Annotated in this window: 15 protein-coding genes, 1 tRNA gene and 1 riboswitch; of the genes, 9 read left to right on the top strand and 7 right to left on the bottom strand. The window is 71.9% G+C overall.

Going from position 1 to position 26,564, the window contains the following annotated elements; translation table 11 throughout:
• The first annotated feature begins 141 nt into the window (after positions 1-141).
• Positions 142-3,414 (top strand): S8 family serine peptidase, encoded by a 3,273-nt coding sequence (locus tag ABIE67_RS22585; RefSeq protein ID WP_370260358.1) that lies wholly within the window; start codon positions 142-144, stop codon positions 3,412-3,414.
• Positions 3,415-3,509: 95 nt separating this feature from the next.
• Here ABIE67_RS22585 and ribA read toward each other — a convergent pair whose 3' ends face one another.
• Both ribA and ABIE67_RS22575 read right to left on the bottom strand, forming a co-directional pair.
• Positions 3,510-4,151 (bottom strand): GTP cyclohydrolase II, encoded by a 642-nt coding sequence (ribA, locus tag ABIE67_RS22580; RefSeq protein ID WP_370260356.1) that lies wholly within the window; start codon positions 4,149-4,151, stop codon positions 3,510-3,512.
• A 132-nt stretch (positions 4,152-4,283) separates the two neighbouring features.
• Entirely contained in the window at positions 4,284-4,799 is a 516-nt protein-coding gene (locus ABIE67_RS22575; protein WP_370260353.1) for a MarR family winged helix-turn-helix transcriptional regulator, read from the bottom strand.
• A 94-nt stretch (positions 4,800-4,893) separates the two neighbouring features.
• On the opposite strand from ABIE67_RS22575, the gene ABIE67_RS22570 reads away from it, so the two are divergent.
• The 5 genes from ABIE67_RS22570 to ABIE67_RS22550 all read left to right on the top strand — a co-directional run bounded on the left by ABIE67_RS22570 (position 4,894) and on the right by ABIE67_RS22550 (position 10,026).
• Positions 4,894-6,027: a dihydrofolate reductase family protein gene (locus ABIE67_RS22570; RefSeq protein WP_370260351.1), complete on the top strand. Its 1,134-nt coding sequence runs from the start codon at positions 4,894-4,896 to the stop codon at positions 6,025-6,027.
• A gap of 101 nt (positions 6,028-6,128) precedes the next feature.
• Positions 6,129-6,202 (top strand) — tRNA-Met (locus ABIE67_RS22565).
• 146 nt (positions 6,203-6,348) lie between these two features.
• Positions 6,349-7,434: a PP2C family protein-serine/threonine phosphatase gene (locus tag ABIE67_RS22560; RefSeq protein ID WP_370260349.1), complete on the top strand. Its 1,086-nt coding sequence runs from the start codon at positions 6,349-6,351 to the stop codon at positions 7,432-7,434.
• 271 nt (positions 7,435-7,705) lie between these two features.
• Positions 7,706-7,863, top strand: a riboswitch (cyclic di-AMP (ydaO/yuaA leader).
• An 11-nt stretch (positions 7,864-7,874) separates the two neighbouring features.
• Positions 7,875-8,900: a M23 family metallopeptidase gene (locus tag ABIE67_RS22555; protein WP_370260347.1), complete on the top strand. Its 1,026-nt coding sequence runs from the start codon at positions 7,875-7,877 to the stop codon at positions 8,898-8,900.
• A gap of 178 nt (positions 8,901-9,078) precedes the next feature.
• The gene (locus ABIE67_RS22550) at positions 9,079-10,026 is read left to right on the top strand and encodes an aldo/keto reductase (protein ID WP_370260344.1); all 948 of its coding nucleotides are present in this window, start codon (positions 9,079-9,081) and stop codon (positions 10,024-10,026) included.
• 199 nt (positions 10,027-10,225) lie between these two features.
• On the opposite strand, the gene ABIE67_RS22545 is transcribed toward ABIE67_RS22550, so the two are convergent.
• The 3 genes from ABIE67_RS22545 to lhgO all read right to left on the bottom strand — a co-directional run bounded on the left by ABIE67_RS22545 (position 10,226) and on the right by lhgO (position 14,134).
• Entirely contained in the window at positions 10,226-11,584 is a 1,359-nt protein-coding gene (locus ABIE67_RS22545; RefSeq protein WP_370260340.1) for a PrsW family intramembrane metalloprotease, read from the bottom strand.
• A gap of 121 nt (positions 11,585-11,705) precedes the next feature.
• Positions 11,706-12,539: a tRNA (guanosine(46)-N7)-methyltransferase TrmB gene (gene trmB, locus ABIE67_RS22540; RefSeq protein WP_370260336.1), complete on the bottom strand. Its 834-nt coding sequence runs from the start codon at positions 12,537-12,539 to the stop codon at positions 11,706-11,708.
• Positions 12,540-12,925: 386 nt separating this feature from the next.
• Positions 12,926-14,134, bottom strand: a complete 1,209-nt coding sequence (gene lhgO, locus ABIE67_RS22535; RefSeq protein WP_370260332.1) for an L-2-hydroxyglutarate oxidase — start codon at positions 14,132-14,134, stop codon at positions 12,926-12,928.
• A gap of 278 nt (positions 14,135-14,412) precedes the next feature.
• On the opposite strand from lhgO, the gene ABIE67_RS22530 reads away from it, so the two are divergent.
• Positions 14,413-15,780: a histidine-type phosphatase gene (locus ABIE67_RS22530; RefSeq protein ID WP_370260329.1), complete on the top strand. Its 1,368-nt coding sequence runs from the start codon at positions 14,413-14,415 to the stop codon at positions 15,778-15,780.
• A 110-nt stretch (positions 15,781-15,890) separates the two neighbouring features.
• On the opposite strand, the gene ABIE67_RS22525 is transcribed toward ABIE67_RS22530, so the two are convergent.
• Complete coding sequence (locus tag ABIE67_RS22525; protein WP_370260325.1) at positions 15,891-17,315, bottom strand: MFS transporter; 1,425 nt, start codon at positions 17,313-17,315, stop codon at positions 15,891-15,893.
• Positions 17,316-18,016: 701 nt separating this feature from the next.
• Between ABIE67_RS22525 and ABIE67_RS22520 the strand changes: the two genes are divergently transcribed.
• Both ABIE67_RS22520 and ABIE67_RS22515 read left to right on the top strand, forming a co-directional pair.
• Entirely contained in the window at positions 18,017-20,113 is a 2,097-nt protein-coding gene (locus ABIE67_RS22520) for an asparagine synthase-related protein (RefSeq protein ID WP_370260322.1), read from the top strand.
• Between the two features lie 782 nt (positions 20,114-20,895).
• Positions 20,896-24,327, top strand: a complete 3,432-nt coding sequence (locus tag ABIE67_RS22515; protein ID WP_370260317.1) for a BTAD domain-containing putative transcriptional regulator — start codon at positions 20,896-20,898, stop codon at positions 24,325-24,327.
• 26 nt (positions 24,328-24,353) lie between these two features.
• Here ABIE67_RS22515 and ABIE67_RS22510 read toward each other — a convergent pair whose 3' ends face one another.
• The gene (locus ABIE67_RS22510) at positions 24,354-26,330 is read right to left on the bottom strand and encodes a sigma-70 family RNA polymerase sigma factor (protein ID WP_370260311.1); all 1,977 of its coding nucleotides are present in this window, start codon (positions 26,328-26,330) and stop codon (positions 24,354-24,356) included.
• Positions 26,331-26,564 lie beyond the last annotated feature (234 nt).

Here is a 26,564-nt window from a genome sequence, read left to right as displayed (position 1 = left end):
CTCCCCGCCATGAACTATCAATAGAAATCGGTCCCTTGAGGAAAGCTGGGCGATCATCCGGGATCACATTCCGGACCGCGGCGGTCGAAGGTGCTCGGTCAGGCCGCCGATGCCTTCATTCCTTCAGCACCAGGGATCACCATGCCCCCCACCCCCCACCCGGCCCCGATACCGGGCGCGCGACGCGTCGCCCGTATCGCCGTGGCCGCGGGCCTCGTCGCCGCGCTGTCCGCGGCCGGGCCCATACCCCTCGCCCTCGCCGCGGACGGCGCCCCGGCCGCGGCCGACCCCGGCGTCAAGTCCGCCCACGACAAGCTCGGTTCGGACGACGCCGACCTCCTCGCGGAGGCCAAGGCACAGCGCGACAAGACCGTCACGATGATGATCGCCACGGCGCCCGGGCAGACCGAGAAGGTCGCCCAGGAGCTGGACGCGATCAAGGGCGGCTCGGTCGGCCGTACGTACGACAAGCTCGGCTATGTCCGGGCCACCGTGCCGACCGGCAAGGCGGACTCGGCCATCTCGACCGCCGCCAAGCTCTCCTCCGTGCAGGCCATCGACCTGCGGGACGAGATACCCCTGGAGGAGCCGAGCCTCGACAGCGGCAAGTCGGGCGCCTCCGCGGCCACTTACCCCGGGCCCGGCAAGGACACCGCCGCGAAGAACCCGTACAACCCGTCCTTCGAGACGGGCGCCGTCGACTTCGTGAAGAAGAACCCGAAGGCGGACGGGCGTGGGGTCACCATCGGTGTCCTCGACACCGGTGTCGACCTCGCCAGCCCCGCGCTGCAGAAGACCACGACCGGTGAGCGCAAGATCGTCGACTGGGTGACCGCCACCGACCCGATCGTCGACGGCGACGGCACCTGGCGGGCGATGACCACCTCCGTGACCGGTCCCGCCTTCACTTACGGCGGCACGAGCTGGAAGGCGCCCGAGGGGGCGTACCTGATCAGCACCTTCCGTGAGGCCGTCACCAACCAGGGCAAGGTCACGGACGGCGACGCCGACGGTGACGTCAACCGCGACGGCGACACCACCGACGACTGGGGTGTGCTGTACGACCCGGCCGCCGGGACGGTCACCGTCGACGTCAACGACAACGGCGACTTCACCGACGACACGCCGATGAAGCCGTACAAGGACGGCAACCAGGTCGGCCACTTCGGCACGGACGACCCGGCCACGGACATCCCCGAGAGCCAGGACTTCGTCGTGGAGATCCGCAAGGACGTCCCGATGGATCCGCTGGGCGGCGACTGGGTCGGCAAGAAGGCCGACTTCGTCAACATCGGCCTCACCGCCGGCGCCCACGGCAGCCACGTGGCCGGCATCACCGCCGCCAACGGCATGTTCGGCGGCAAGATGAACGGCGAGGCCCCCGGCGCGAAGATCGTCTCCTCGCGGGCCTGCCTCTTCGGCCCCGGCTGCTCCAACGTCGCGCTCACCGAGGGCATGATCGACCTCGTCGTCAACCGTGGCGTCGACGTCGTCAACATGTCCATCGGCGGTCTGCCGCCCCTGAACGACGGCAACAACGCCGGCGCCGAGCTGTACACCCGCCTGATCGACACCTACGGCGTCCAGCTCGTCATCTCGGCCGGCAACTCCGGCCCCGGCGCCAACACCATCGGTGACCCGGGCCTGGCCGACAAGGTCATCTCGGTCGGCGCCGGCGTCTCCAAGGAGACCTTCGCCGCCAACTACGGCACCGGCGTGGAGAACGACTACCAGCTGTTCAACTTCTCCTCGCGCGGCCCGCGTGAGGACGGCGGCTTCACCCCGACCGTCGTGGCCCCCGGCTCCGCGGTCAGCACCATCCCGGCCTGGATGCCCGGCGCGCCGATCGCCGAGGCGGGCTGGAAGCTGCCGCCCGGCTACGCCATGTACAACGGCACGTCGATGGCGGCCCCGCAGACGGCGGGCGCGAGCGCGCTGCTGCTGAGCGCCGCAAAGCAGCAGGGCATCAAGCTGACGCCCGAGAAGCTGCGCACGGCGCTGACTTCGACCGCCCGGCACATCGAGGGTCTTCAGGCGTACGAGGAGGGTGCCGGTCTCATCGACGTCATCGACGCCTGGAAGGCGGTCAAGGCGGGCGCCACCGCGCACGACTACGCGGTCAAGGCCCCGGTCGACACCGCGCTCGACCAGGCGCTGAAGACGCCGGGCTTCGGCACCGGCCTCTACGACCGCGAGGGTGGCCTCAAGGCCGGGCAGAAGAAGACGTACGACGTCACCATCACGCGTACGACCGGCCCCGCCGGCTCGCTCCCGCACACCCTGCGCCTGGCGAACAACAAGGCCCGCACCTTCTCGATCGTCGGCCCGAAGCTGGTCGCCCTGCCGCTGAACAAGCCGGTGACCGTCAAGGTCCAGGCCGCGCCGAAGCACGCGGGCATCAAGAGCGCGATCCTTCAGGCCGACGACCCGAGGACGGTGGGCGTCGACAAGCAGATCCTCACCACCGTCGTGGTCTCCACGCCGGTCCAGCACACCTTCACCGCCTCGGGCTCGGTGCAGCGCAACAACTTCAAGTCGTACTTCGTCACCGTCCCCGAGGGCACGAAGTCGCTCCAGGTCACGCTCGGCGGGCTGAAGGAGGGCAGCCGGACGCTGTTCAGCGCCATCAGCCCGTACGGCACCCCGGTCGCCGACAACGACGTGAGCACGACGGACATCGCCTCCTACGCGGACCCGCTGCCCGGCGTCTGGGAGATCGAGGTCGATGCCCGCCGTACGTCGACGCTGCTGGACAACCCGTACAAGCTGAACGCCACCGTGTACGGCGCGTCCTTCGACCCGGCGGCCGTGACCGTGCCGGAGGCGAAGGTCGGCACGCCGGTCGCCGCCTCCTGGACGGTGACCAACAAGCTGGAGGCCGTGGAGGGCAACCTCAAGGGCGGCGCGCTCGGCTCGTCGAAGACCGCGCGGCCGACCATCGCCGACGGTGCGACGCAGACCAGCACCATCGAGGTGCCCGAGGGCACCACGTCGTTGGACGTCGCCATCGGCAAGGTCTCCGACCTGGCCTCCGACCTCGACCTGAACGTGTACGACGCCGAGGGCAACCTCGTCGGCCAGTCCGCGGACGGCGACTCCGAGGAGTCCGTCTCCATCGCCGCCCCGGCTGCCGGTACCTACACCGTCGAGGTGATCGGCTTCGAGGTGCCGTCCGGCTCGACCGCGTACGACTACCGGGACGCGTTCTTCTCCTCCGCGCTCGGCTCGGTCAAGGTCGACGAGTCGGCGCCGGTGAAGCTCGGCACGGGCGACTCGGCGAAGGTGGCGGCGGACGTCACGGTCGCGCGGGCGGTGCCCGAGGGCCGGCAGCTCTTCGGTGAGGTGCGGCTGGTGAACACGCGCGGGACGACCGCGGGTGTTGGCGGGGTGACGATCGAGAAGGTCACGCCGTAGTCGTCGTACGGCCCGGATGAGTCGTCATACGACTGAGGGGCGGGTGTCCGACACCGGACACCCGCCCCTTCTTTCTGCCCTCGTTCTGCCCTCGCTCAGCCCACGCTGAGCCCGGCGAGGTCCCCCAGCGGCAGCGTGTGCTGGGTCTGGAGGACCTTCGCGCGCAGATAGCGGACGTTGTCCGGGGTGGCGAAGACGCCGGTCGGGACGCGGCCCTGGACCTGGATGCCGAGGGCGCGCAACTGGTCGGCCTTGTCGGGGTTGTTGGAGAGCAGGTCCAGTTCACCGACGCCGAGGGCGGCGAGCATCTGGGCGGCCGCCGTGTAGTCGCGGGCGTCCTCGGGCAGGCCCAGGGCGGCGTTCGCGGCGTAGGTGTCGAGGCCCTGGTCCTGGAGGGCGTACGCGTCCAGCTTGTTGTAGAGCCCGATGCCGCGGCCCTCCTGGCGCAGGTACAGCAGCACGCCGCCGCGCTCGGCGATGCGCTCGACGGCCTCGCGCAGCTGGGGGCCGCAGTCGCAGCGGGCCGAGCCGAAGACATCGCCGGTCAGGCACTCGGAGTGCAGCCGGACCAGCGGGGTGGTGCCGGGGGCCGGGTCGCCGAGGACGACGGCCACGTGCTCCTGGCCGTCGGCCAGGCCGTGGAAGGTGACCAGCTCGGCGTCGGCGCGGTAGCCGTCCTGGAAGCGCAGCGGGACCCGGACACGGGCGCGCTGGGTGGCGGCGGTGAAGTCGGGCATGCGGGTTCTCCGGGTTCCGTACGTGGGCTCTCTGCTTCAGATTTGAAGCAGCTCCTCGGTCCAGGACCCTACCCTATGTTTTAAATTTGAAGCAACAAGTTTGTCGTATGCGTCAGAGGCCGGACTCGCGCCTCACGAACAGGACTTGCCGGAGCGCCGCCGCCAGGGCACGTCCTCCGCGGTGGCGTGCGCGTCGTCCCCCTGGAAGCCCTCGGAGACGGCCGTGAAGATCTCCTCCAACTGCCCGACCTGCTCCGGGCTCAGCCGGTCGAAGAGCAGCGCCCGTACGGTCTCGACGTGTCCCGGCGCGGTGCGCTCCAGGACACGCATGCCCTCCTGGGTGATCGTCGCGATGCTGCCGCGCTTGTCCCAGCGGCAGTCCTCGCGCCGCACCAGCCCGTCCTTCTCCAGCCGCGTCACGGCGTATGTCAGCCGGCTGCGGGTGATCTTCAGCCCTTCCGCGAGGTCGGTCATGCGCAGCTTGCGCTCCGGAGCCTCGGACAGGGTGGCGAGGATGGAGTAATACAGATGGGGCATGCCGGCTTCCTGCTGGAGCTGCCGGTCCAGCGCGTCCTCCACGAGGGCGACGGAGGCGATGTACGCGCGCCAGGCGCGCTGCTCCTCGGGGGAGAGCCAGCGAGTCGTCATGCGACCAGTGTAAGTTTGTTTCAAACTTGAACCAAGCCCTCGGATTCCCGACCCGAGATTCCCGACCCAGATCCCTGACCCGGAGAGCGCGCCGATGCCGTCGTACCCCTACGTCCTGCTGTCCGCCGCGGTCTCCCTGGACGGCTACCTCGACGACACCACCCCCGAGCGCCTGCTCCTCTCCAGCCCGGCCGACTTCGACCGCGTCGACGAGGTACGGGCGTCCGTGGACGCCATCCTGATCGGTGCCGGCACCATCCGGGCCGACAATCCGCGGCTGCTGGTGAACTCCGCAGAGCGGCGGGCCGCGCGGAGGGCCGCGGGCAGGCCGGAGTATCCGCTGAAGGTCACGGTCAGCGCGTCCGGCGAACTGGATCCGACGGCGAACTTCTGGCACACGGGCGGCGAGAAGATCGTCTATACGACGGAGAAGGGCGCGGAGCGGCTGCGGCGGACGCCGGTCGCGGCGGACGTGGTGGCGCTGGGCGCGGACCTGGACTGGCGGGACCTGCTGCGGCACCTGCGCGAGGTGCGCGGGGTCGAGCGGCTGATGGTCGAGGGCGGCGGCACGATCCACACCCAGCTGCTGCAGCAGGGGCTGGCCGACGAGGTGCAGCTGGTGCTCGCGCCGCTGTTCGTGGGGGACCCGGAGGCGCCTCGGCTGTTCGGTCCGGGCGGGTATCAGGGCGGGCGGCTGCGCCTGCTGGAGACGCGCCGGATCGAGGACGTCGTGCTGATGCGCTACGAACCGACCGCGCCCGGTACCGGCGTCCTGCCCTCCGCGGCCGACCGGAGGTGGCTGGCGCTGGCGTGCGAGCTGGCGGCCGAGTGCCCGCCGTCGGGGACGGCCTTCAGCGTCGGGGCGGTCGTGGTGGCGGCCGACGGGACCGAGCTGGCGCGGGGGTACTCCCGTGAGGGCGGCGACCCCGTGGTGCACGCGGAGGAGGCCGCGCTGGCGAAGATCGCGGCCGGGGACCCTCGCGTGACGTCCGCCACTGTGTACACGAGCCTGGAGCCGTGCACGCGCCGGGCGTCCCGCCCGGTGCCCTGCGCGCGGCTGATCCTGGACGCGGGGGTGCGGCGGGTGGTGACGGCCTGGCGGGAGCCGGAGACGTTCGTGGCGGGGGCCGACGGGAGCGGATTGCTGGCCGGGGAAGGGGTGGATGTGGTGGTCCTGCCCGAATACGAGGAGCGCGCCAAGGCCCCGAACCGGCACCTGTTTCCGTGACGCCGGGACCCCGCCCGGGACCCGAAAACGCCGGTCAGCGGCGGCCCCCGGAAAACCGTGGTGCTTTGCGTCCCGCGGATGGCGTACTATTGAGTCATCGCCGCGGGGTGGAGCAGCTCGGTAGCTCGCTGGGCTCATAACCCAGAGGTCGCAGGTTCAAATCCTGTCCCCGCTACTGATGGCCCAGGGCCGGAACTGATTCAGTTCCGGCTCTGAGTCTTTTCTCCACCAATTTGCCGCCTGGCTTCCCACTCGCCTCTCCGCTCGTCCGGTCGGCCCTCACCACTCGCCCCCGGCCCCCGCTTCGGCAACCCTGGTGAGGTGGAGCAACGGCGGATCTCGTACGCGCGCCGGTTCGTCCGGCTGCTCCCCGCCCTGCTGATCGCGGTCGGAGGCGTGTACGACTACGTCACGCCCACGGACTTCACCGGCGCCCCCTTCTTCACCGCCGCGCCCCTGGTCGCCGCCCCGCTCTACTCCCAGCGCGGCACCGTGTTCACGGGCGTCGCGGCCGTCCTCGTACTGCTCGTGCTGCGCATCAGCCTCGGCGGCCTTCCCCAGGCCGAGGTGATCACCGAGCTGGTCACGGTGGGCACCGTCTCCGTCCTCGCCGTTCTCATCAACCTCCTCGTCCGCCGCAGCGACGAGCGCCTCGCCTCCGCCCGCGAGATCGCCGAGGCCGCCCAGCGCGCCGTACTTCCCGAACCGGCCGAGCGGATCGGCGGGTTTCAGATCGCGGCACGGTACGAGGCGGCCCAGGAGGGTGCCTTCATCGGCGGCGATCTGTACGCGGTGCAGGACAGCCCGCACGGCGTTCGGCTCGTCGTGGGGGACGTGCGCGGCAAGGGCATCGGGGCGGTCGGGGCGGTCGCCGTCGTCATCGGGGCCTTCCGGGAGGCCGCCGAGCAGGAGACCACGCTGGAAGCGGTGGCGCAGCGCCTGGAGCGGGCGCTGGCACGGGAGCGCACGCGGCGTGAGGGGATCGAGGCCTCCGAGGGGTTCACCACCGTCGTTCTCGCCGAACTGTCGCACGGTGACGGAACCGTGCGCCTCGTCAACCGCGGGCATCCCTCGCCCCTGCTGCTGTACGCCGACGGCACCGTGCGCGCGCTGCCCGCCCCCGAGCCCGCGCTGCCGCTCGGCATGCGTGACCTGGGAGCCTGGCCGGACCGGGCCCAGGAGGCCGACTTCCCGGGCGGAGCGACCCTGCTCCTCTACACCGACGGCCTGTCCGAAGCCCGGGACGAGAACGGCCGCTTCTACGACCCCGAGGTGGGACTCGCGGGACGGGCCAACGCCCGGCGCGAGCCGACCGCGCTGCTCGGCGTGCTCGCGGCGGAGGTGCGCCGGCACTCCGGGGGCGGGATGGCGGACGACATGGCCCTCATCGCCGTACGACGACCCTGATGAAGGTCTTGTGGAGCAGATATGGAGCAGCCCCTTGATTGTTGTCACCAACCGTGATCGGGTGACCGCCCTCCGCATAACAACTGACATGCCGTCAATGCCTGTGTGGCGCCTGGGTGCTGGCCAACTCGCCCGATTTAGGCCGCTCATGACCCGTAAGTCCAGGCGAGAATCGTTAATGATCAAGCGGAACAGCTTGGAATCCACACCCCGCGTCTATTAACGTTCGATAACGCAGCGCGGTCGTCCCAGCCGTCACAAGAGTCGGCTCCGTGCGCACGCGCCGAATCCCGCAAGGGAACCGGGGAACCACCACCTTGGGGTGAATCGCACGGATATCGCCGGTAACTCACGGTCGGTATACGCGCGTAGGAGACCTTCCTGCTCCGAACCCGTCAGCTAACCCGGTAGGCGAGAAGGAAGGAAAGGAGTACGCCCACGTGGCGTCCAACCGGCCTGCCCCGCAAGCCCCGTTCGTGCCGAGCCAGCGCAGTACCGACACCTTCGGCTACGACCGTCACCGCACCGACGAGGGCCCGTTCGAGGAGTGGAACCCCACCGCGGATTCCCTTCGTCCCGTACGCGGCAGGCATCGCGTCTCCAAGCAGCGCGGCGGGGGACTCGCCCGCAGCTCCACGGTTCTCGGCGTCGGAGTCATAGCCGCCGTCGGCGCGGGCGGCATGGCCAGCGCGAACAGCGGCAAGCCGCCGGTCGCCATCACCATGCCCGACCTGCCCCTGATCTCCGACGACGACGCCGCACCGGCCGAGGACACCGGCACCGCGCTCAGCACCATGGGCGCGGTCGCGGAGGAGACCACCCAGGGCACCACCGACGCCGGCGAGGCCCTGCGCAGCCGCATCATGGCGCAGGCCGAGCAGCAGCAGGACCAGATCGAGAGCAAGGCCGCCGCGGCCGCCGTCGCCGCCGCCGAGAAGGAGGCCGCCGCCGCGGCCGCCAAGGCGGAGAAGGAGGCCGAGGCCAAGGCCGCCGCCGCCAAGGCCAAGGCCGAGGAGGAGGCCCGCAAGAAGGCCGAGGCCGAGCGCCTCGCCGAGCTGGCCAAGCAGTACACGCTGCCGACCTCCTCGTACACGATCACCTCGACCTTCGGTCAGGCCGGCGCCTACTGGTCCTCCGGCTACCACACGGGCCTCGACTTCGCGGCCCCGACCGGCACGCTGATCAAGGCCGTGCACAGCGGCACGATCACGTTCGCCGGCTGGGACGGGTCCTACGGCTACAAGACCGAGCTCACCCTCGACGACGGCACCGAGATCTGGTTCGCCCACCAGTCGTCGATCAGTGTGAGCGTGGGCCAGAAGGTCAACACCGGCGATGTCATCGGCCGTGTGGGCGCCACCGGCAACGTGACCGGCGCGCACCTGCACCTCGAGGTCCACCCCGACGGCAGCGCGAACGGCATCGACCCGCTGTCGTGGCTGCGCGGCAAGGGGCTCACGCCCTGAGACCCCGAGGGGCCTCCCTTCTGATCTGATCCCCGGCGGTTCCTGATCCCCGGCGGTCCTGACGACAACCCCCCGACGTCAGGGCTGCCGGTTTCCGGAGCGCCGGGGTCCGCTTGTTTACGGGAACTTTGCGGCTGTCCCGGAAGAGCGGCCTCCGGCAAGAGCGTTGATGCCGAACATGACTGCTTCCCTTCGCAAGCTCGGCTCCTCCGACCTCGAGGTCTTCCCGCTCTCCCTCGGCGGCAACGTCTTCGGCTGGACGGCCGACGAGACCCAGTCCTTCGCCGTCCTGGACGCCTACACGGCGGCGGGCGGCAACTTCATCGACACGGCCGACTCGTACTCGGCGTGGGTCGAGGGCAACGCGGGCGGCGAGTCCGAGACCATCATCGGCAACTGGCTGAAGGCCCGCGGCAACCGCGCGGACGTCGTCATCGCCACGAAGGTCAGCCAGCACCCCGACTTCCAGGGCCTGACCGCGGCCAACATCAAGGCGGCCGCCGACGCCTCCCTGCGCCGCCTCGGCACCGACCACATCGACCTCTACTACACCCACTTCGACAAGCCGGAAGTGCCGGTCGAGGAGATCATCGGCGCCCTGGACGAGCTGGTGAAGGCCGGCAAGGTACGGCACATCGCCGCGTCCAACATCTCGGCGGAGCGCCTGGAGGCCTCCCTCGCCTTCTCCGACCGCGAGGGCCTGGCCCGGTACGTCGCCCTCCAGCCCCACTACAACCTGGTCTCCCGCGACACCTACGAGGGCGCCCTCCAGAACCTCGCCGAACGAGAAGGCCTCGCGGCGGTCCCGTACTTCGCCCTGGCCGCCGGCTTCCTCACGGGCAAGTACCGCCCCGGTACGACGGTGCGGAGCCCGCGCGCCGAGGGCGCCGGCAAGCACGCGGACACGGAGCGGGGCCAGAAGGTCCTAGCCGCCCTGGATGAGATCGCCGCCGCCCACGAGGTGGCCCCGGCCACGGTCGCCCTGTCCTGGCTGGCCGCCCAGCCGACGGTCGCGGCCCCGATAGCCTCGGCACGGACGGTCGAGCAGCTGCCGGCACTGGTGGGCGTGGACGAGCTGAAGCTGACGGAGGAGGAGATCACGAGCCTCACCAAGGCGTCGGCCTAGGCACCTTCAGCAGGGCACTTTCCGGCGCCGGTCCGGGCACTTCCATCCCGTCCGGCGTTTGAGGACGAGGCCGCAGGCCGATCGGGGTCCAGGGGGCGAAGCCCCTTGGCGGGGTGGAAGGGGCGGAGCCCCTTCAGGATGGGACGGGTAGGGGCGGCGGGGGCGAGAAAAACCGTGGCCGGCCCCGCACCCCCTCCCGTCACGTCCGATACGGGTTGTACACGGGATACGACGCGGCCGACCCGTACACGTGCCCGTAAGGCTGCCAATGCACGGGCGCCGCATACCCATACCCCGACCCGCCGTACCCATAGCCGTACCCGTACCCCGGCCAAGCCTGCGCAGCCACCGCGTGCTCCAGCGCCGGCCGCGCAAGCTCCCGCCGCCGCCACAGCTCACCCAGCAACTCCCGCTCCCGTACGACAAAGTCCGCACCGGCCCGCCCCCGACGCCCCCGGTGCCGCAGAAACGCCAGCGACGTGGCATACGCCTCGTACTGCGCCACAGCCCGCGCCGCCCCCCGCCCCCCACGGCGCCGCGCATACTGCCGCGCCACCCGCCGAGCCCGCATCGAACCGAGCGCGAGCGGCTCACTCGGGGCCAGCCACCCGGTGACGACATACGCGGGCAGCTCCTCCCGCACGGTCCTCAGCTCACGCTGCCGCGTCCAGATCACCAGCCACGTCAGCAGCCCGAACGCCGGCACCATGAAGGCCGCGTACACGCCGAAGAATCCGAACTCCCCGAAGGCCGACGAGCCGTTCCACAGGGCGTGCATGCCCATCGCGAGCAACAGCCCGGTGAGGGGGAGGAGAACGCGCCGCACATGCTGCCGCTCGCCCGACAGCGCGGCGATACCGAAGCCGATGCCGGTGAGGACGGTGAAGAGCGGGTGCGCGAACGGCGACATGATGACGCGGACGAAGAAGGTCGCCGCCGTGACGGAGGCGATGCCGCTGTCGCCGGAGAGCTGGTCGGTACCGAAGGCGGTACCGAGGTAGAGGATGTTCTCGGTGAACGCGAACCCGGTGGCGGTGACCCCCGCTATCACCACGCCGTCGACGATCCCGGTGAAGTCCCGCCTGCGGAAGAGGAAGACGAGCAGTACGGCCGCGGCCTTCGCCATCTCCTCCACGACCGGCGCTATGACGGTCGCGCCCAGGGTGTCCGCATGCGACGGATCGGCCGTCGCGGTCGCTATCCATCTCGTCGCGAAGCTGTTGGCGATGATCGCTATCAGCGCCGCCGCGCAGGCACCCCAGGCGAACGAGAACAGCAGATTGCGCCAGGGCCCCGGCTCCACCCGGTCCAGCCACCGGAAGGACGCGACGAGCAGCGGCACGGGCAGAATGGCGAGCCCGAGCCCGACCAGGAACCCTTCGGTGCCGGTCTGCTCACGCACCAGGGCGAGGATGACCAGCCCGGAGAGCGCGAGCAGGGTGCTGAGCGCGCCGTATCGCACCCACCGCTTCTGCCACCAGTGCGCGTGCCGCAGTGCGCCGCCGGTGGGACCGCTGGGACCGGGGGGGTGCGTCGGGTACGGGGGACAGGTGGCCACGGCATTGACCCTAACGAGGCAGGGGCGCCGCCCGCAGCAGCGCGAGGGGCTCAGGCGCCGGTGGGGGGTTGCTGTAGATGCTCTTGTTCAGTGCGGTGCACTGCGGTTCTTCCCGTTGCTCCTAACGCTGTACGCGACGGAAGAGCAGGTCGTTCACGACATGACCCTTGTCCAGTCCCTGCCCCTCGAAACGGGTCAGCGGCCGGAACTCCGGACGGGGCGCGAAACCGCCGTCGTCCTGGGTGTTCTCGAAGTCGGGGTGCGCGCTCAGCACTTCGAGCATCTGTTCGGCGTACGGCTCCCAGTCGGTGGCGCAGTGCACGATGGCACCGGGCTTCAGCCGGGTCGCGGCGAGGCTGAGGAACTCGGGCTGGATGAGCCGCCGCTTGTGGTGCCGCTTCTTGGGCCAGGGGTCGGGGAAGTAGACGCGCAGTCCGTCGAGCGAGTCGGGGGCGAGCATCTCGCGGAGCAGGATGATGGCGTCGCCGTTGCCGACCCGGAGGTTGGACAGCCCGTTCTGGTCGGCGAGATTGAGCAGATTTCCCTGCCCCGGGGTGTGGACGTCGACGGCGAGGATGTTGGTGCCGGGGTCGCCGCCGGCCATCTGGGCGGTCGCCTCCCCCATCCCGAAGCCGATCTCCAGCACCACGGGGTTGTCGTTCCCGAACAGCTCGGCCAGATCGACGACGCGCTGCCCGTCGATATCGAGCCCCCACTTCGGCCACAGCCGCTGCAACGCGTCCGCCTGCCCCGCCGTCACCCGACTCCGCCGCGGCTGAAAACTCCGAATCCGCCGCTCGAAGTGCGACCCGGCAGGATCCGCCTTGGGCCCGTCGGGAAACCGCGGCTCACCCTTGGCACGGGTATGCCGAACGGACACACCGGGGTGGTGATCGACAGAACCGGCGTGCTCGCCGGGCTGGGAGGCTTCGGGGGCGTTGAGAAAGTCAGACACAGTGGGACCGATTTTACGGGTGAGCGGGCCCCACGAGCCCGCCCGCACCCCTGAGCGCCGGTCCAGGCATCTTCGCCTGTCGGGGGTGTGAGGGATGAGGCTTCCGCTGTTCCGTGCTCCCTCCCGCCTGCGGGGGCGGTCTTTCGGCCTGTCGGGGGTGTGAGGACGAGGCTCCCGCCGTCCCGAGCCCCCACCCACCCGCAGGGGCGATTTTCAGCCCGTCCGGCGTTTGAGGACGAGGCCCTTTCGGGGCCGGAAGCGGGGTCTGGGGCGGCAGCCCCAGTGGGGTCGCAGGGGCGGAGCCCCTTCAGGATGGGACGGGTAGGGGCGGCGGGGGCGAAAACCGCGAGGCCCGCACCCGCACCCGCACCCGCACCGCCATCCGCTCAAGCGCCCTCCAACACCGCCAACGCCCTCCGCGCCACCTCCCGCCCAATCGGCAGCGAAGCCGTAGCCGCAGGACTGGGCGCATTCAGCACATGCACGGCCCGCGCCCCCTCCCGTATCAAAAAGTCATCCACCAGCGACCCGTCCCGCAACACCGCCTGCGCCCGCACCCCCGCCGCAGCCGGCACCAGATCATCCGAGGTCACCGCGGGCAACAACCTCCGCACCGCCTCCGTGAACGCCCCCCGGGACAGCGACCGCCGCAGCTCCCCGGCCCCGTACCGCCAGTGCCGCCGCGCCATCCGCCACGCCCCCGGCCACGCCACCGTCGCCCCGACCTCCCGCGGCCGCACGACCCCCCACCCGTACCCCTCCCGGGCCAGCGCCGGCACCGCGTTGGGCCCGATGTGCACATCGCCGTCGATCCCGCGCGTGAGATGCACCCCGAGGAACGGAAACGCCGGATCCGGCACGGGATACACCAGCCCCCGCACCAGCTCGGGCCGCGCCAGCGAGTAGTACTCGCCCCGGAACGGCACGATCCGCACCTCCGGCTCGTCCCCCGTCAGCCGGGCCACCTCGTCGCAGTACAGCCCGGCACAGTTCACCAGCACCCGCCCCCGCACCACGTCCCCGCGCGTGGTCCGTACGGCGACCCCCAGCTCGGCCCGCCGGTCGACGCGCTCGACCTCCGCGCCGTAGCGGATCTCCGCCCCGGACGCCTCGGCCAGTTGCCGGGCGACCCCGACGAAGTCGCAGACGCCCGTCGTCCCGACGTGTATGGCGGCGAGCCCGCGCACCTCCGGCTCGTACTCCGCGATCTGCGCGGCGCCCAGCTCCCGTACCGGAATGCCGTTCTCCCGCCCGCGCTGCACCAAGGCGTGCAGTCGCGGCAGCTCCGCCCGCTCCGTCGCGACGATCAGCTTGCCGGTGACGGCGTGCGCGATGCCGTACTCCGCGCAGAACTTGACCATCTCGGAAGCGCCCCGCACCGCGTACCGCGCCTTCAGCGACCCCGGCCGGTAGTAGATCCCGCTGTGGATGACCCCGCTGTTGCGCCCGGTCTGATGCCGGGCGGGGCCCGGCTCCTTCTCCAGCACGGTCACCCGCGTCCCCGGCGCGGCACGTGTGATCGCGTACGCCGTGGCCAGCCCGACGATCCCACCACCGACCACGAGCACATCACAGTCGTAAGCGATCGTCCGCACCTGCTCCACCTCCCGGTTTCGATAATGCACTGCGCCACTGACAACGCACTCAAACCCAAGGGAGCACCGCGTTCCGACAAGCGCATGCGACGGGATGCGGGGCCGTGCGCCCCGGCGTGACGATTTCCGGGGGGAACCTTGGGCAAGGGCGGGGAGTCCAGCCACTCGTCCGCCGTGATCCAGCCACGAGGAGTTCATGGACCGCTTCGACGATGCGGCAGATCACCCGGACTGCCGCATCGGTGCGACGCAGCGGCACTGAAAGAAACGGCACATCCATGAGACGCCCGACCCCGGCCCTCACCCCCGTCCTGGCCCTCGGCCTGGCCACCCTTCTGGCCACCGCTCCCGCAGCCCCCGCAGGCGCCGCCACGAACACCGGCACCCGGAACAGCTACGGCACCAAGGCGACGTACACCCCCGGCCAGAACGCCCGCACCTACCAGCGGCCCCCCGCCGGTTTCACCCCCGTCTTCACGGAGAACGTCTCCCGGCACGGCTCCCGCGCCGCGACCGACGGCGAGGACGCGGACCTGGTTCTCGCGCTGTGGAAGAAGGCCGAGGCCGCCGGTCGACTCACCGCCAAGGGGAAGCAGTTCGGGCCCAAGGTGGCGGCCCTGCAGAGCGCCATGAGCACCGTGGGCTACGGCGACCTCAGCGGGCGCGGCGGGCGCGAGATCCACGACACGGCCGTACGGATGGAGAAGCGGCTGCCGGGGCTGTTCCGGCGGATCGCCGGTGACAAGGAGAAGATCGACGTCGTCAGCTCGGGGCAGGGGCGCGCGGTCGACAGCGCGAACCTGTACGCCGCCGGCCTGGCCGAGGCCGACCCGGCCCTGAAGCCGCTGATCGGCCCGACCCGCACGGACGTCGACCTCCTGTACTTCCACAAGGCGGCCGGCGGCGCGGCCTACCGGGACTACATCGCGAACGACCAGCGCCTCGCGAGCACCCTGAAGTCCCTCACCGACCAGCCCACCACCCACCGCGCCGCCCGCGATGTACTGAAGAAGCTCTTCAAGGGCGACTTCGTCGACCAGCTCTCCGACGACGACCGCGTGGCCGCTGCCACGGCCGTCTACCACCTGTACGCCATCGCGCCCGCCATGAGCGACGAGAGCCCCGGCGGCAAGGGCTGGGGCATGGAGCGGTTCATCTCGAAGCGGGACGCGGCCTGGTTCGGGTACCTGAGCGATGCCGAGGACTTCTACGAGAAGGGTCCCGGCTTCGCCGGCAGCGACATCACGTACGAGATGGCGGACGTCCTGCTCGACGACTTCTTCCAGCAGGCCGAGGCCAAGCGCGCCGGCACCAGCGACCTGGGCGCCGAGCTGCGCTTCACCCACGCCGAGGAGATCATCCCGCTGGCCGCGCTGATGGGCCTGCCCGGCAGCACGAAGGGCGCCACGGCCGAGCGGCCGTACACCTACGCCGACAACGCCTGGCTGGGCGCGTCCGTGGCGCCGCTCGGCTCCCACATCCAGTGGGACGTCTTCCGCAAGGGCGACACCTACCTGGTGCGGATGCTCTACAACGAGAAGGAGACCGCCTTCAAGGCCGGCTGCCGTCCCCTCGCCAAGGGCAGCACCTTCTACGAGCTCGACGAGCTGGAGCGATGCTTCGGGCGCACCAACAGCGCGTCGTGACACCGTGACCGTGGCGCGGTGATGACGTCGTGATCGTGACGCCGCGACGGCCGACGGCTCAGGCTCGCTGAGCCGCCGACCGCTCACGCGCGCGTGCCGATGATCTCCACCTACGCCGGAGCCATGAGCAGCGGGCGTGCACGTTCCCGCAGCTCGACCACCCGCGGTTCGTCGCCGTACGGCTCCAGGCGGTGCAGCAGGTCCTTCACGTACTCCGTGGTGCGCGCGGACGATATCCGCCCCGCGACCTCCACCGCCCGCACGCCCTGCTCGCACGCCGCGTCGAGGTTGCCCGACTCCAGCTCGGCGACCGCCGAGACGACGAGCCGCAGCCCGTGCGAGCGTACGAACTCCTCCGTCGGCTTCGACAGCGCCTGCTCCGTGAACCGCCGTACCTGACGCGGGGCCTTCAGGTCCCGGTAGCACTCGGCGGCGTCCGCGGCGAAGCGGTCGTAGGAGTAGAAGCCGAGCCAGGACGGGTCGTTGTCGCCCTCCCTGGACCGCTCCAGCCAGCCCTCCGCCGCCTTCAGTGCCGCGCCGGCGGCCTGCGCGTCACCCGCACGCGCGTGTGCGCGTGCCTCGACGAGACGGAAGAAGCTCATGGTGCGGGCCGTGGCGAGGCCGCGGTTGCGTTCCAGAGCGGCCTGGGCGAGGTCGACGCCCTCGTCGCCGAAGCCCCGGTAGGTCGCCTGGAGCGACATCGACGCCAGCACGTACCCGCCCAGGGGTACGTCGGCTGCCGCGCGGGCGAGCCGCAGCGCCTGGATGTAGTACCGCTGGGCGGCCTCCTGTTGACCGGTGTCGAACGCCATCCACCCGGCGAGGCGCGTGAGTTCGGCACTCGCCCCGAACAGCGCCCGTCCGACGTCGTCGGAGTACGAGCCGAGCAGCAGCGGCGCCGCCTCCACCCGCAAGCACTCCGGCACCATGGACGAACGCCAGTCGCCGCCTCCGTACTTGGAGTCCCAGCGCCTGGCGTCCTCGGCGGCCTCCCGCAGCTTCTGCACATCGCTGTGGCCGACTTTGGCCGGTGCGCCGGAGTCCTCCGCGGAGTTCACCTCGCGCGCCACCGAGCTGTCGGCCGGGGTTATCAGCCACCGTGAGGCAGGCGTTGCGTATGCGCTTACTGCGAACGAACCGGCCAGCGACTGCCAGATGCCGCCGGAGCCCGCGCGGCGGCCGGCGAGGTCGAGACGGTACAGCTCGGTCGCCGACTTCACCGCCTGTCCGACGTCCCGGGGGAAGGCGAGGCCCACTTCGGGTGCGGGGTCCGCGTCCGCCAGGCCGATCTCGTGGAGCGGCACCGGACGGCCCAGCTTCTGGCCGATGGCGGCGGCGATGAGATGCGGCGCGGCGCCCTGCGGCACCATGCCCTTCGACACCCAGCGCGCCACCGACGTCTTGTCGTAGCGAAGAGTCAGGCCTCGTTGAGCGCCAAGATCGTTGACGCGTCGAGCGAGTCCTGCGTTGCTGATTCCCGCGAGGGCGAGAACGGTGCCGAGTTTTTCGTTCGGCCCGCGTTGCTCCCTGGACATGCGCCACCCCTCGACACAGACGGCTGCCGCGCTGGCATAACCACGCGGCATTCGTAAACCCAGCGTAGTTCGCCGCATCCCAAGCGTTAAGGGGCATTCTTCCGGATGGCGGGATTGTGGCCCGTACTCAAGTGCGCACCCCCTACGCACAGTTGTGACGTGCTCCCGCTGTGTGGCCGTGCGCCCGTCCGTGCGCTCTTCTCCAGCCATCGCGGGAGCGGTTCCATGGCTCATGCGTGGGTCGGCCCGCTGTACTGGATCCAGCGGGCTGGGGGATTCCGCCGCCTACATCCCCGCGGGCGGCGGAACGGTCCGGGGGGCGTACACCGTTCCCCGGACTGCGCGCACGGCGAGCACACCCAGTAGTGCGCAGGTCTTGCACGGAGTGTTGCGCGAGCCTGTCCTTGCGTCGCCGATTTGGCCGAAAATCGACCCCGCCTTCTGCGGGCAATTACCGCTCCGACCACGGAACTTGAGGGCGCGAAGGGCGTTTTCGGGGAGCGCATCGGGGGCGCATTCGCGTCGCGGACGCTGACCGATCCCTTTCCCTCGTCCGGGTGTTCGGCTCGCGCGTGGTCTTCACGCGCATGCGAATCCGGGATCTCGAGCGGCTCCGCCGCCGCTCCGGCGCGCGTCCTTCATGGCAGCATGGTGACCGGTTCGTGCGGTGCACTGGTTGTCCACAGCCTGTGGAGGCGGCGATGCGGTGGTTCGTGGGATGGAGCAGCACCACCGCGGTGTCCGCCGGTATCGGCTCCGCGGGGGCCACCGGAAGCGACGGTGAGACGGTGCACCCGGTCGGCTCCCAACTCCTGTGGGGCGACCCCGATCCCCTGTGGGCGGTCGGCGACTGGCGCCCGGACGAGGTGCGCGTGGTGAAGGCCGACGCGCAGACCCGGATCGCGGTGCTGGGGACGTGCGGAGCGACCGACGAGCAGCTGCGCCTCGGCCTGTTCGCCGCGCGCGGAGGGGCACTTCGGCATCTGACGGCCTGGTCCGGCAGCTACACCGCCGTCGTCCAGGTCGGCCGCCGGGTCACGGTGTGCGGCGATCTGGCGGGCGCACGGCCCGTGTTCTACACCCCCTGGGCGGGCGGTACGGCCTATGCGACCGCCGCGCTCCCCCTCGCCGACCTCATCGAGGCCAACCTCGACTTCGGGCACCTCGCCGCCCTGCTGGCCGCCCCCGACGTACCGGCCGCGCTGCACGACTCCACCCCGTACGATGGCGTACGGCGCATTCCGCCGGGGCATGCGCTGATCCTGCGCACCGGGGCGCGCGAGATCGCCGGGTACGAGCCGGTCGCCTCGCTGGCGGTGGCGGCGCCGATCGCCGACCCGGACAGCGCGGTGGACGCCGTACGCGACGCCCTGGTGGAGGCGGTACGCGCGCGTCTGTCCGCGCCTCGCCATGTCCCCGGCGCCGACATAGACCCGGGCCCGGTCCCGGGCATGGGGCCCGCCGAACGGCGTGCCGCGCGCGGGATGCCGGTTCCGGGTATCGGCGCGGACCTCTCCGGCGGCCCCGCGTCAGGCACCCTGGCGCTGCTCGCAGCAGGCCTCCCCGGGATGCCGGGCACGGTCCTGGGCCACGGCACGGGCGCGGGGGAGCGCCTCCTGGCGGTCACCTTCAACGACCTCGCGGTGGGCGGCCGCGAGGCCGAGCTGGAGCGGGCGGGAACCCTGGCGGCCAACCCGCGACTGCACCACGTGGTGGTGACGGGCGGCGAGGAGACACTGCCGTACGCCGAGCTGGACGGCCCCCTGACGGACGAGCCGGGCCCGAGCCTGGTGACGGCGGCTCGGCACCGCGCACGCCTGGCGTCCGGCAGCGCCGACCACTTCACGGGCTACGGCGCCCGCCAGGTCCTGGACGCCCATCCGGCCCGCCTGGCCGACCTCCTGATGGACCGCAAACGCCGCCACCTGGTCCGCCCGGTCGCGGCGTTGGCGAAGGCGGACGGCTCGGTGCTGGTCCCCGCGCGCGTGTACGGCGCGGCGAGAAAACTGGCCCGCACGCCGTACCGCACGGGCCTGGAGTCCCTGGCCGCCCGTCTGATGGACCGCCGCTTCGACGAACCCGGAGGTGCCGTAGGGGCGTCGCTCGCCGCGCTCACCTGGGCCAGACCGGGCCCTGCGGCCCGCTGGCTGACCGGCGAGGCGCTGGCTGAAGTATCGGTTCGCCTGCAAGTGGCGACCAGCCGCAACGGCGTAGGCCCCGGCCAGCGCCCGGGCGACTACCGCGCGCGTGCCGCCCTGGCCCGCCACGCCTCGGACATCCGCGTCCTGGAACAGGCCGCCGAGATCCGCTTCCAACGCCTGCACACCCCCTTCCTCGACAACCAGGTCGTCCGCGCCTGCCGCGCCCTCCCGGAAGCCCTCCGCGTCCAGCCCGGCGCCCGCGCCGCCATCCTCCGTACGGTCCTGGAGGGCGCCGGAGTGACCGACCTCCCGCCCGGCTGGGGCGCCCCGTCCCACGCACCGGCGGCAGCAGCGGCACGCACGGGCCTTCGGGTATCGGCCGACTCCCTCATGGCCCTGTTCGGCACCCCCCTCCTGGCCCAGGCCGGCCTGGTCGAGGCCCGAGTGGTCCGCAAGGCCCTCCGCGCCGCCGCCGAGGGCGAACCCCTCCCGCTGGACGGCCTCGCCGACCTGGTCTCCCTCGAACTCTGGCTGCACCGCCTCCTGTCCCGCCGAGGCACCTGCTGGACAGGCACCCCCGCCCGCCAACGAGCGGTACCGGCGGGGATCAAGCCGCAGCGGGGGGCGTTGGGGGCGGGGGCGCCGGGGCGGGCGTAGAGCTGTCCACTTCCAGCCCGTCCGGCGTTCAAGAACGAGCACGGCCACCGCTAACCCCCACCCTCCCGCAGGGGCTTCGCCTCGCGGGTGGCGGTCGCTTTTCGGGGCCGGTCCGGGCATCTTCGGCCCGTCCGGCGTTTGAGGACGAGCACGGCCACCGTTAACCCCCACCCTCCCGCAGGGGCTTCGCCTCGCGGGTGGCGGTCGCTTTTCGGGGCCGGTCCGGGCATCTTCGGCCCGTCCGGCGTTTGAGGACGAGCACGGCCACCGTTAACCCCCACCCTCCCGCAGGGGCTTCGCCTCGCGGGTGGCGGTCGCTTTTCGGGGCCGGTCCGGGCATCTTCGGCCCGTCCGGCGTTTGAGGACGAGCACGGCCACCGTTAACCCCCACCCTCCCGCAGGGGCTTCGCCTCGCGGGTGGCGGTCGCTTTTCGGGGCCGGTCCGGGCATCTTCGGCCCGTCCGGCGTTTGAGGACGAGCACGGCCACCGTTAACCCCCACCCTCCCGCAGGGGCTTCGCCTCGCGGGTGGCGGTCGCTTTTCGGGGCCGGTCCGGGCATCTTCAGCCCGTCCGGCGTTTGAGGACGAGGCCGTTCAGGCCGATGGGGGTTCAGGGGGCGTAGCCCCCTGGCGGGGTCGCAGGGGCGGAGCCCCTTCAGGATGGGACGGGTAGGGGCGGCGGGGGCGAAAACCTCCCGGCGCGCACCCGGACGACCACCGCAACCACACCCCCGACCGGCAAACCCCGCGCCCTCCACAGCCACCCCCGCCACAATGACCCGGTGCGGTACAGAATCCTGGGCGTCACCCAGGCAGAGGACGACCAGGGCACCGTCGTACCCATCGCCGGCCCCCGCCTCCGCGCCCTGCTCACAGCCCTCGCCCTACGCCCCGGCCACCCCACCACCCCCGACACCCTGATCGACGAGGTCTGGCCCGGAGACCCACCCCAGGACGCCCCCGCCGCCCTCCAGGCCCTGGTCGGCCGCCTCCGCCGCACCCTCGGCAAGGCCGCCATCACCTCCACCCCCGGCGGCTACCGCCTCACGGCGACCCAGGACGACGTGGACCTCTTCCTCTTCCAACGCCTCGTACACGAGGGCACCTCAGCCCTCGCCGCAGAAGACCCGTCCACCGCCGCCCAGACCCTCACCACCGCCCTCACCCTGTGGCGCGGCCCCGCCCTGGCCGACCTCCCCGACCGCAGCACCGCCGCGACCCGCCCGGAGGCCCTGCGCCTGGAGGCGACCCGAGCCCGCATCGAGGCGCACCTGCGACTCGGCCGCGCCCAGCACGCCGTACCCGAACTGAAGGAACTGACCGCGGCGAATCCGTACGACGAACCGCTGCACGCCCTCCTCATCCGCGCCCTGCGCGACGCAGGCCGCTCGGCCGACGCCCTCGCCGCGTACGAAACCGCCCGCCGAGCCCTGGCCGACGGCCTCGGCACCGACCCCGGCCCAGAGCTCCGCGCGCTGCATACGGAGTTGCTGACACCGACGCCTCAAGAGCCGGAACCCGAGCAGGCCCCCCAACCGCAACCCACGACGAAGCCTCAGCCACCCCCCACCCGGGCCGGCAACCTCCGTCCCCGCCTTACCTCTTTCGTGGGCCGGGAACTCGAACTCGACGCCATCCGTTCCGAATTGCACAGGGCCAGACTGGTCACGCTCACCGGACCGGGCGGCTCTGGGAAGACCCGCCTCGCCGAGGAAGCCGCCACCGGTCTCCCCCAGGCATGGCTGGTCGAGCTCGCCTCGCTCGACCGGCCGGAGGCGGTACCAGGCGCGGTGGTCAATGCGCTCGGTCTGCGCGAGACCGTGCTCATGACCAACGAGCTGACGGCCCCGCAGGACGACCCGCTCGCCCTGCTGATCGAGTACTGCGCCCCGCGCAGCCAACTCCTGATCCTTGACAACTGCGAACATGTCATCGGCGCCGCAGCCACCCTCGCCGAAACGCTCCTCACCCACTGCCCGGGCCTCACGATCCTCGCCACCAGCCGTGAACCCCTGGGCGTCCCCGGCGAGTTGGTCCGCCCGGTCGAGCCCCTGCTCCCCGACCAGGCGCACCGCCTCTTCGCGGAGCGCGCGGCGGCCGTCCGCCCCGGCATCGACGCCGTGCTGGGGGACGGGCGCGACCAGGAGGCGGTCGCGGAGATCTGCCGCCGCCTCGATGGACTCCCGCTCGCCATCGAGCTGGCGGCCGCCCGGCTCCGGCTGCTCACCCCCCGGCAGATCGCGGACCGCCTCGACGACCGCTTCCGCCTCCTCACCTCCGGAAGCCGTACGGTCCTGCCCCGCCAGCAGACCCTGCGCGCCGTCGTCGACTGGTCCTGGGAACTGCTCGACGAGCAGGAGCGGACGGTGCTGCGCGAAGTGTCCGTCTTCGCGGGCGGCTGGGACCTCGCGGCGGCGGAGGCCGTGTGCACCGGGCCGGTCGCGGACCTCATGGGCGCGCAGGTCGACAAGTCCCTGATCGTGGCCACCCCGTGCGAGCGGGACGGGTCCGACGGCATGCGGTACCGCATGCTGGAGACCATCCACGAGTACGCAGTCGAGCGCGCCGCCGAGCTCCCCGAACCGCGGCGCGCGGCCGAGCGCCGGCACCGCGCGTGGGTGCGCGCCCTCGTCGAGGAGGCCGATCCCCAGCTGCGTTCCGCCGGCCAACTCCCCTGGATCTCCCGCCTGGAGACGGAGCTGGACAACATCCGGGTGGCCCTCGACCGCGCCCTCACGGCAGGCGACGAACCGGATGCCGCCGCCATCGCCCTCGCCATGGGCTGGTTCTGGTGGCTGCGCACCTACCGCCACGAGGGCACAGCCTGGATCGACCGGATCCTGCGGCTGGGGGCCGCCTCGGATACGGCCGTCCGCGCTCCCGAAGCCGACCGCGACGTCAGGGCCGACCGCGCCCCCAAGGCCACCCTCCACCCCAAGGCCACCCTCCACCCCACGGCCACCCTCCATCCCATGGCCGCCTCCGACCCCATGGCCGCCCCCGACCCGATCGACGCCTTCCTCGCCGCCCCGGAAGAGGCAGCCCACCACCCCCTGCACGTCCCGCGGATGCAGCTCCGCCTCCTGCGCCTCTTCCTCAGGTCCGAGACCGAGCCGATCGACACCCTGCTGGACGAGCGGATGCGGCGCTACATGATCCGCGTGCGGAGCTTCTTCGAGCAGGGAGGCCCGCTGGCCGCACGGCTGCCGGGGCTTGTCTGGCCGCTGATCGACTTCTTCCTCAGGAGTTCTCGGGAGGTCCAGGCCTCCATGGACGTAGCCGTCGCCAACTGCCGCGTCCACGGCGGCGACTGGGAGGTCGGCGTCCTGCTCATGTTCCGTACGCACATGGTCGTCGACTCGCCCGGCGGCACGGACGGTCTCGACGACGAGCTCGCGGAGCTGAGGCTCCTCAGCCGCCGCGCCGGCGACCGCTGGATGCGGGCCCAGGTGTGCAGCGCGGCCGGCGAGACGGCCATGGCGCGCAGCCGCTTCGAGGAGGCCAAGGGCGAGTACGAGGAGGCGCTGCGGCTCGCCCACGAGGTGGGCGCGCACGCCGAGACCCCGTTCCTCATCACCCGGCTCGCCGAGATCGCCTACCGCGAGGGCGACCGTACGACGGCACTGACGGCGCTGGACGAGGCGAGCGCAGCCGCCGACCGGTACGGTGTGCCGGACTCACGGGCCTTCGTCAGGTTGATGCGCGCCCAGATCGCGCTGGACGCCGAGGACACGGCACGCGCGCGTGAGATGTGCGACGCGGCCCGCGTGGAGACGGCCCGCGGCACGCCACCGCCGCAGTTCATCGTGATGCTGAACGCCATCGAGGCCATGGTCGTGACGGCTGAGTCGGGCCCGGAGCGGGGACTGCCCCTCCTGGCCGACACCTTGCGTGTGGCCGTGGAGAAGCGGTGTGCCGACGTGATCACGGCGGCCCTCACGGACGCCGCGGCGGACCTGCTCACCCGCCTGGGCGACCACCCGCGCGCGGTGCGACTGCTGGCCGCTTCGGAGCACTGGCGGCGCGGTCATCCGCGCCCCCTGCCGGAGCGGGACCACGCCGAGCGGGCCGAGGCCGCCGCCCGCACCGCCCTGGGTGCCGAACGGTTCACCGCCGAGCGGTCGCGGGGCACCGCCCTCACCTACGACGGCGTGCTGAACGACCTCGCAGAGGCCGTGCGGGGCCTCCCTCACCCCGTCGAGCAGGAGCCGTAAGCGCCCCCGAGCCCAGCGGAACGGCCCTACCCGCAGCTGAACTTCGACTCCGCCCAGTCCGCAAGCAGCAGGGTGTCGAAGGTGCTGTGCGGTTCGACCACCAGCCGGACGGTCTCGCGCCCGGCGAGGTTCACATGGACGGGTACCGCCGGGTCCCCGCCCTTGATCGCTCCGGACCGCCACAGCCGGACGCCGTCGGCGTAGACGGAGAAGGAGAACCGGCCGAGCCCCAGGGTCGAGTCGTCGACGCCGACCATGGCGTCGTAGGCGGAGCACTCCCGGTTGAGGTCGATGGTGACGGAGGACCGGCCGTGCACGGTGACGCCGTGCGCGTACCGCTGGTCGCCGATCGACACGCCGTACCGCTGCCACACCCAGGTGCTGCCATGGAGCCGCATCTCGGGCGCGGTGCCGTCGCCGGTGAGGTCGTACGACAGTTCGCTCCACTGGTAGACGACCGGGGCGGGCGGGGGCGGCGGAGTCGGCGTGGGGGTGGGCGTCGGGGGCGGTGTGGGGGTCGGAGTCGGCGTGGGGGTGGGCGTGGGCGCCGGACTGGGGGAGCGCGTCGGTGTCGGGGTGGGGGACGGACTGGTCTCGGCGGCCGGGACGATCGCCGGCGGCCGCGGAGCGGCCTCCTCGGACGGCTTCGGTGGCTCCGGGGGTTCGGGCGTCGGCGTCTCCTCCACGATGGGGGAGGGGACCGGAGGCTGCTTGGCGTCCGCATGGTCCTTGTCGGCCGGTTTCTCGTTGCCGGCCAGCGCGAGCACGATCGCCGCGACCACGCCCACGGCGACCACCCCGGCCGCGATACCGGCCTTCACCGGCGCGCCCAGCCCTTCGGAGGCCGCCGCACCGCTCCCGGAGCTCGCCCCACCGGAGGAACCGCCGCCGGCCGCCGCCGCGGCCCCCACTGCACCGGCCGCACCCGCCCCGGCACCACCGGCGATGAGCCCGGCCGCCTTGGCGTACCCGGCGGCGCCGAACCAGCCGATGACCGCGACCGGCACGACGGCGGGGATACCGCCGGCGACTTCCTGGATCTGGCCCGCGGCCAGCCGGCACTTGGCGCACTCCTCAAGGTGCTTGCGCAGCCCCCGCTCGGCGCGCGTGCGCAGGCTGCCGCGGGCGTAGGCACCGAGCCGGTCGGCGTGGCGGGCGCACTCCTCGTCACTGGCGAGGCTGGCGCTGACGTGGGCCTGGAGGTAGGCCTGCTTGAGCCCTTCGCGGGCGCGGCTGGCGAGCACGCGCGTGCCGTTGGCGTCGAGCCCGAAGAGCGTGGCGACCTCGCTCGGCGACTCGTCCTCGACCTCGGTGTGCCAGAGCACGGCCTGCCAGCGCTCCGGCAGCGACCGGAAGGCCCGCATGGCCATGGACTGCTCGGCCTCGTGCATGGCCCGTACGTCGGCGCCCAGGTCGAGGCCCGCTCCGAAGGAGCTGAAGGACGCAGTGTCGTCGGACACCTCGGAGACCCGCGAGGACTGCGCGGCGAACACCGCGAAGTCGTCGACCAGCTGCTCCCGCCGCGCCGACCTCGTCCAGTCCGCCGCGGCCCGCCGGATCGAGGTGAGCAGATACGCGCGTACGGCGTGCTCGGGGCCGGACCCGCCGCGTACGGCCTGGAGCATGCGGGCGAAGACCTCGGCGGTCAGGTCGTCCGCGGTGTGGGCGTCGCGGCAGCAGGTGCGCGCGTACCGGCGCACCGCCTCCGCGTGGCGCCGGTACAACTCCTCGTAGGCGGTGTCGTCACCGGAGCGCATCCGCCCGATCAGGTCGGCGTCCGACGGCGGCGTGTCGCGGGGCGGCGGCATGTGGCGCGGCGTGGGCAACGTGCTGTCCTCGCGCCGGTCGCGCTGTGCCGGGACACTGCCCTCCGCACGGCCTTCCGCACGGCCCTCCAGGGGGTCGCCGCCCGGTGGCAGGTCTGCTCGGCCGCCCTGACTCGGCACCTGCGGAGTCGCCGAGTCACCGTCATCGCGCGACTCGTCCCACCCGTCAACGCTCATCGCGGAAAGCCCCCGCTGCCAGCTCCACCAGTCCCGGACACCGGGTCAGGGTGCCATATGGGCCTTTGGTCAGGACCCACTCGTACGGACATCCACCCGTCCGTGGGGGCTCCCCGCAGCGTAGTACCAGCCCTCGCCCGTACGGGGAAGGTCCAAACAGCGTTTGCCGGGCGGGAGTTGAATGCCGCACCCCGAAACGCCCGGCACGCTCCGCCATGGTGTTCGAGGCGAGGG

The organism is Streptomyces sp. V4I8 (assembly GCF_041261225.1).
Taxonomy (GTDB): domain Bacteria; phylum Actinomycetota; class Actinomycetes; order Streptomycetales; family Streptomycetaceae; genus Streptomyces.
The sequence above is the reverse complement of the archived record's forward strand: the minus strand, read 5'-3'. Positions and strand labels throughout refer to the sequence as shown.

Bases quoted from the DNA above. Each gene is read 5' to 3' on its own strand.
- ABIE67_RS22520 (WP_370260322.1), top strand. From the start codon at position 18,017: ATGCGGTGGTTCGTGGGATGGAGCAGCACCACCGCGGTGTCCGCCGGT.
- ABIE67_RS22585 (WP_370260358.1), top strand. From the start codon at position 142: ATGCCCCCCACCCCCCACCCGGCCCCGATACCGGGCGCGCGACGCGTC.
- ABIE67_RS22570 (WP_370260351.1), top strand. From the start codon at position 4,894: ATGCCGTCGTACCCCTACGTCCTGCTGTCCGCCGCGGTCTCCCTGGAC.
- ABIE67_RS22550 (WP_370260344.1), top strand. From the start codon at position 9,079: ATGACTGCTTCCCTTCGCAAGCTCGGCTCCTCCGACCTCGAGGTCTTC.
- ABIE67_RS22525 (WP_370260325.1), bottom strand. From the start codon at position 17,315: ATGTCCAGGGAGCAACGCGGGCCGAACGAAAAACTCGGCACCGTTCTC.
- ABIE67_RS22510 (WP_370260311.1), bottom strand. From the start codon at position 26,330: ATGAGCGTTGACGGGTGGGACGAGTCGCGCGATGACGGTGACTCGGCG.
- ribA (WP_370260356.1), bottom strand. From the start codon at position 4,151: ATGCCCGACTTCACCGCCGCCACCCAGCGCGCCCGTGTCCGGGTCCCG.
- ABIE67_RS22530 (WP_370260329.1), top strand. From the start codon at position 14,413: ATGAGACGCCCGACCCCGGCCCTCACCCCCGTCCTGGCCCTCGGCCTG.
- ABIE67_RS22575 (WP_370260353.1), bottom strand. From the start codon at position 4,799: ATGACGACTCGCTGGCTCTCCCCCGAGGAGCAGCGCGCCTGGCGCGCG.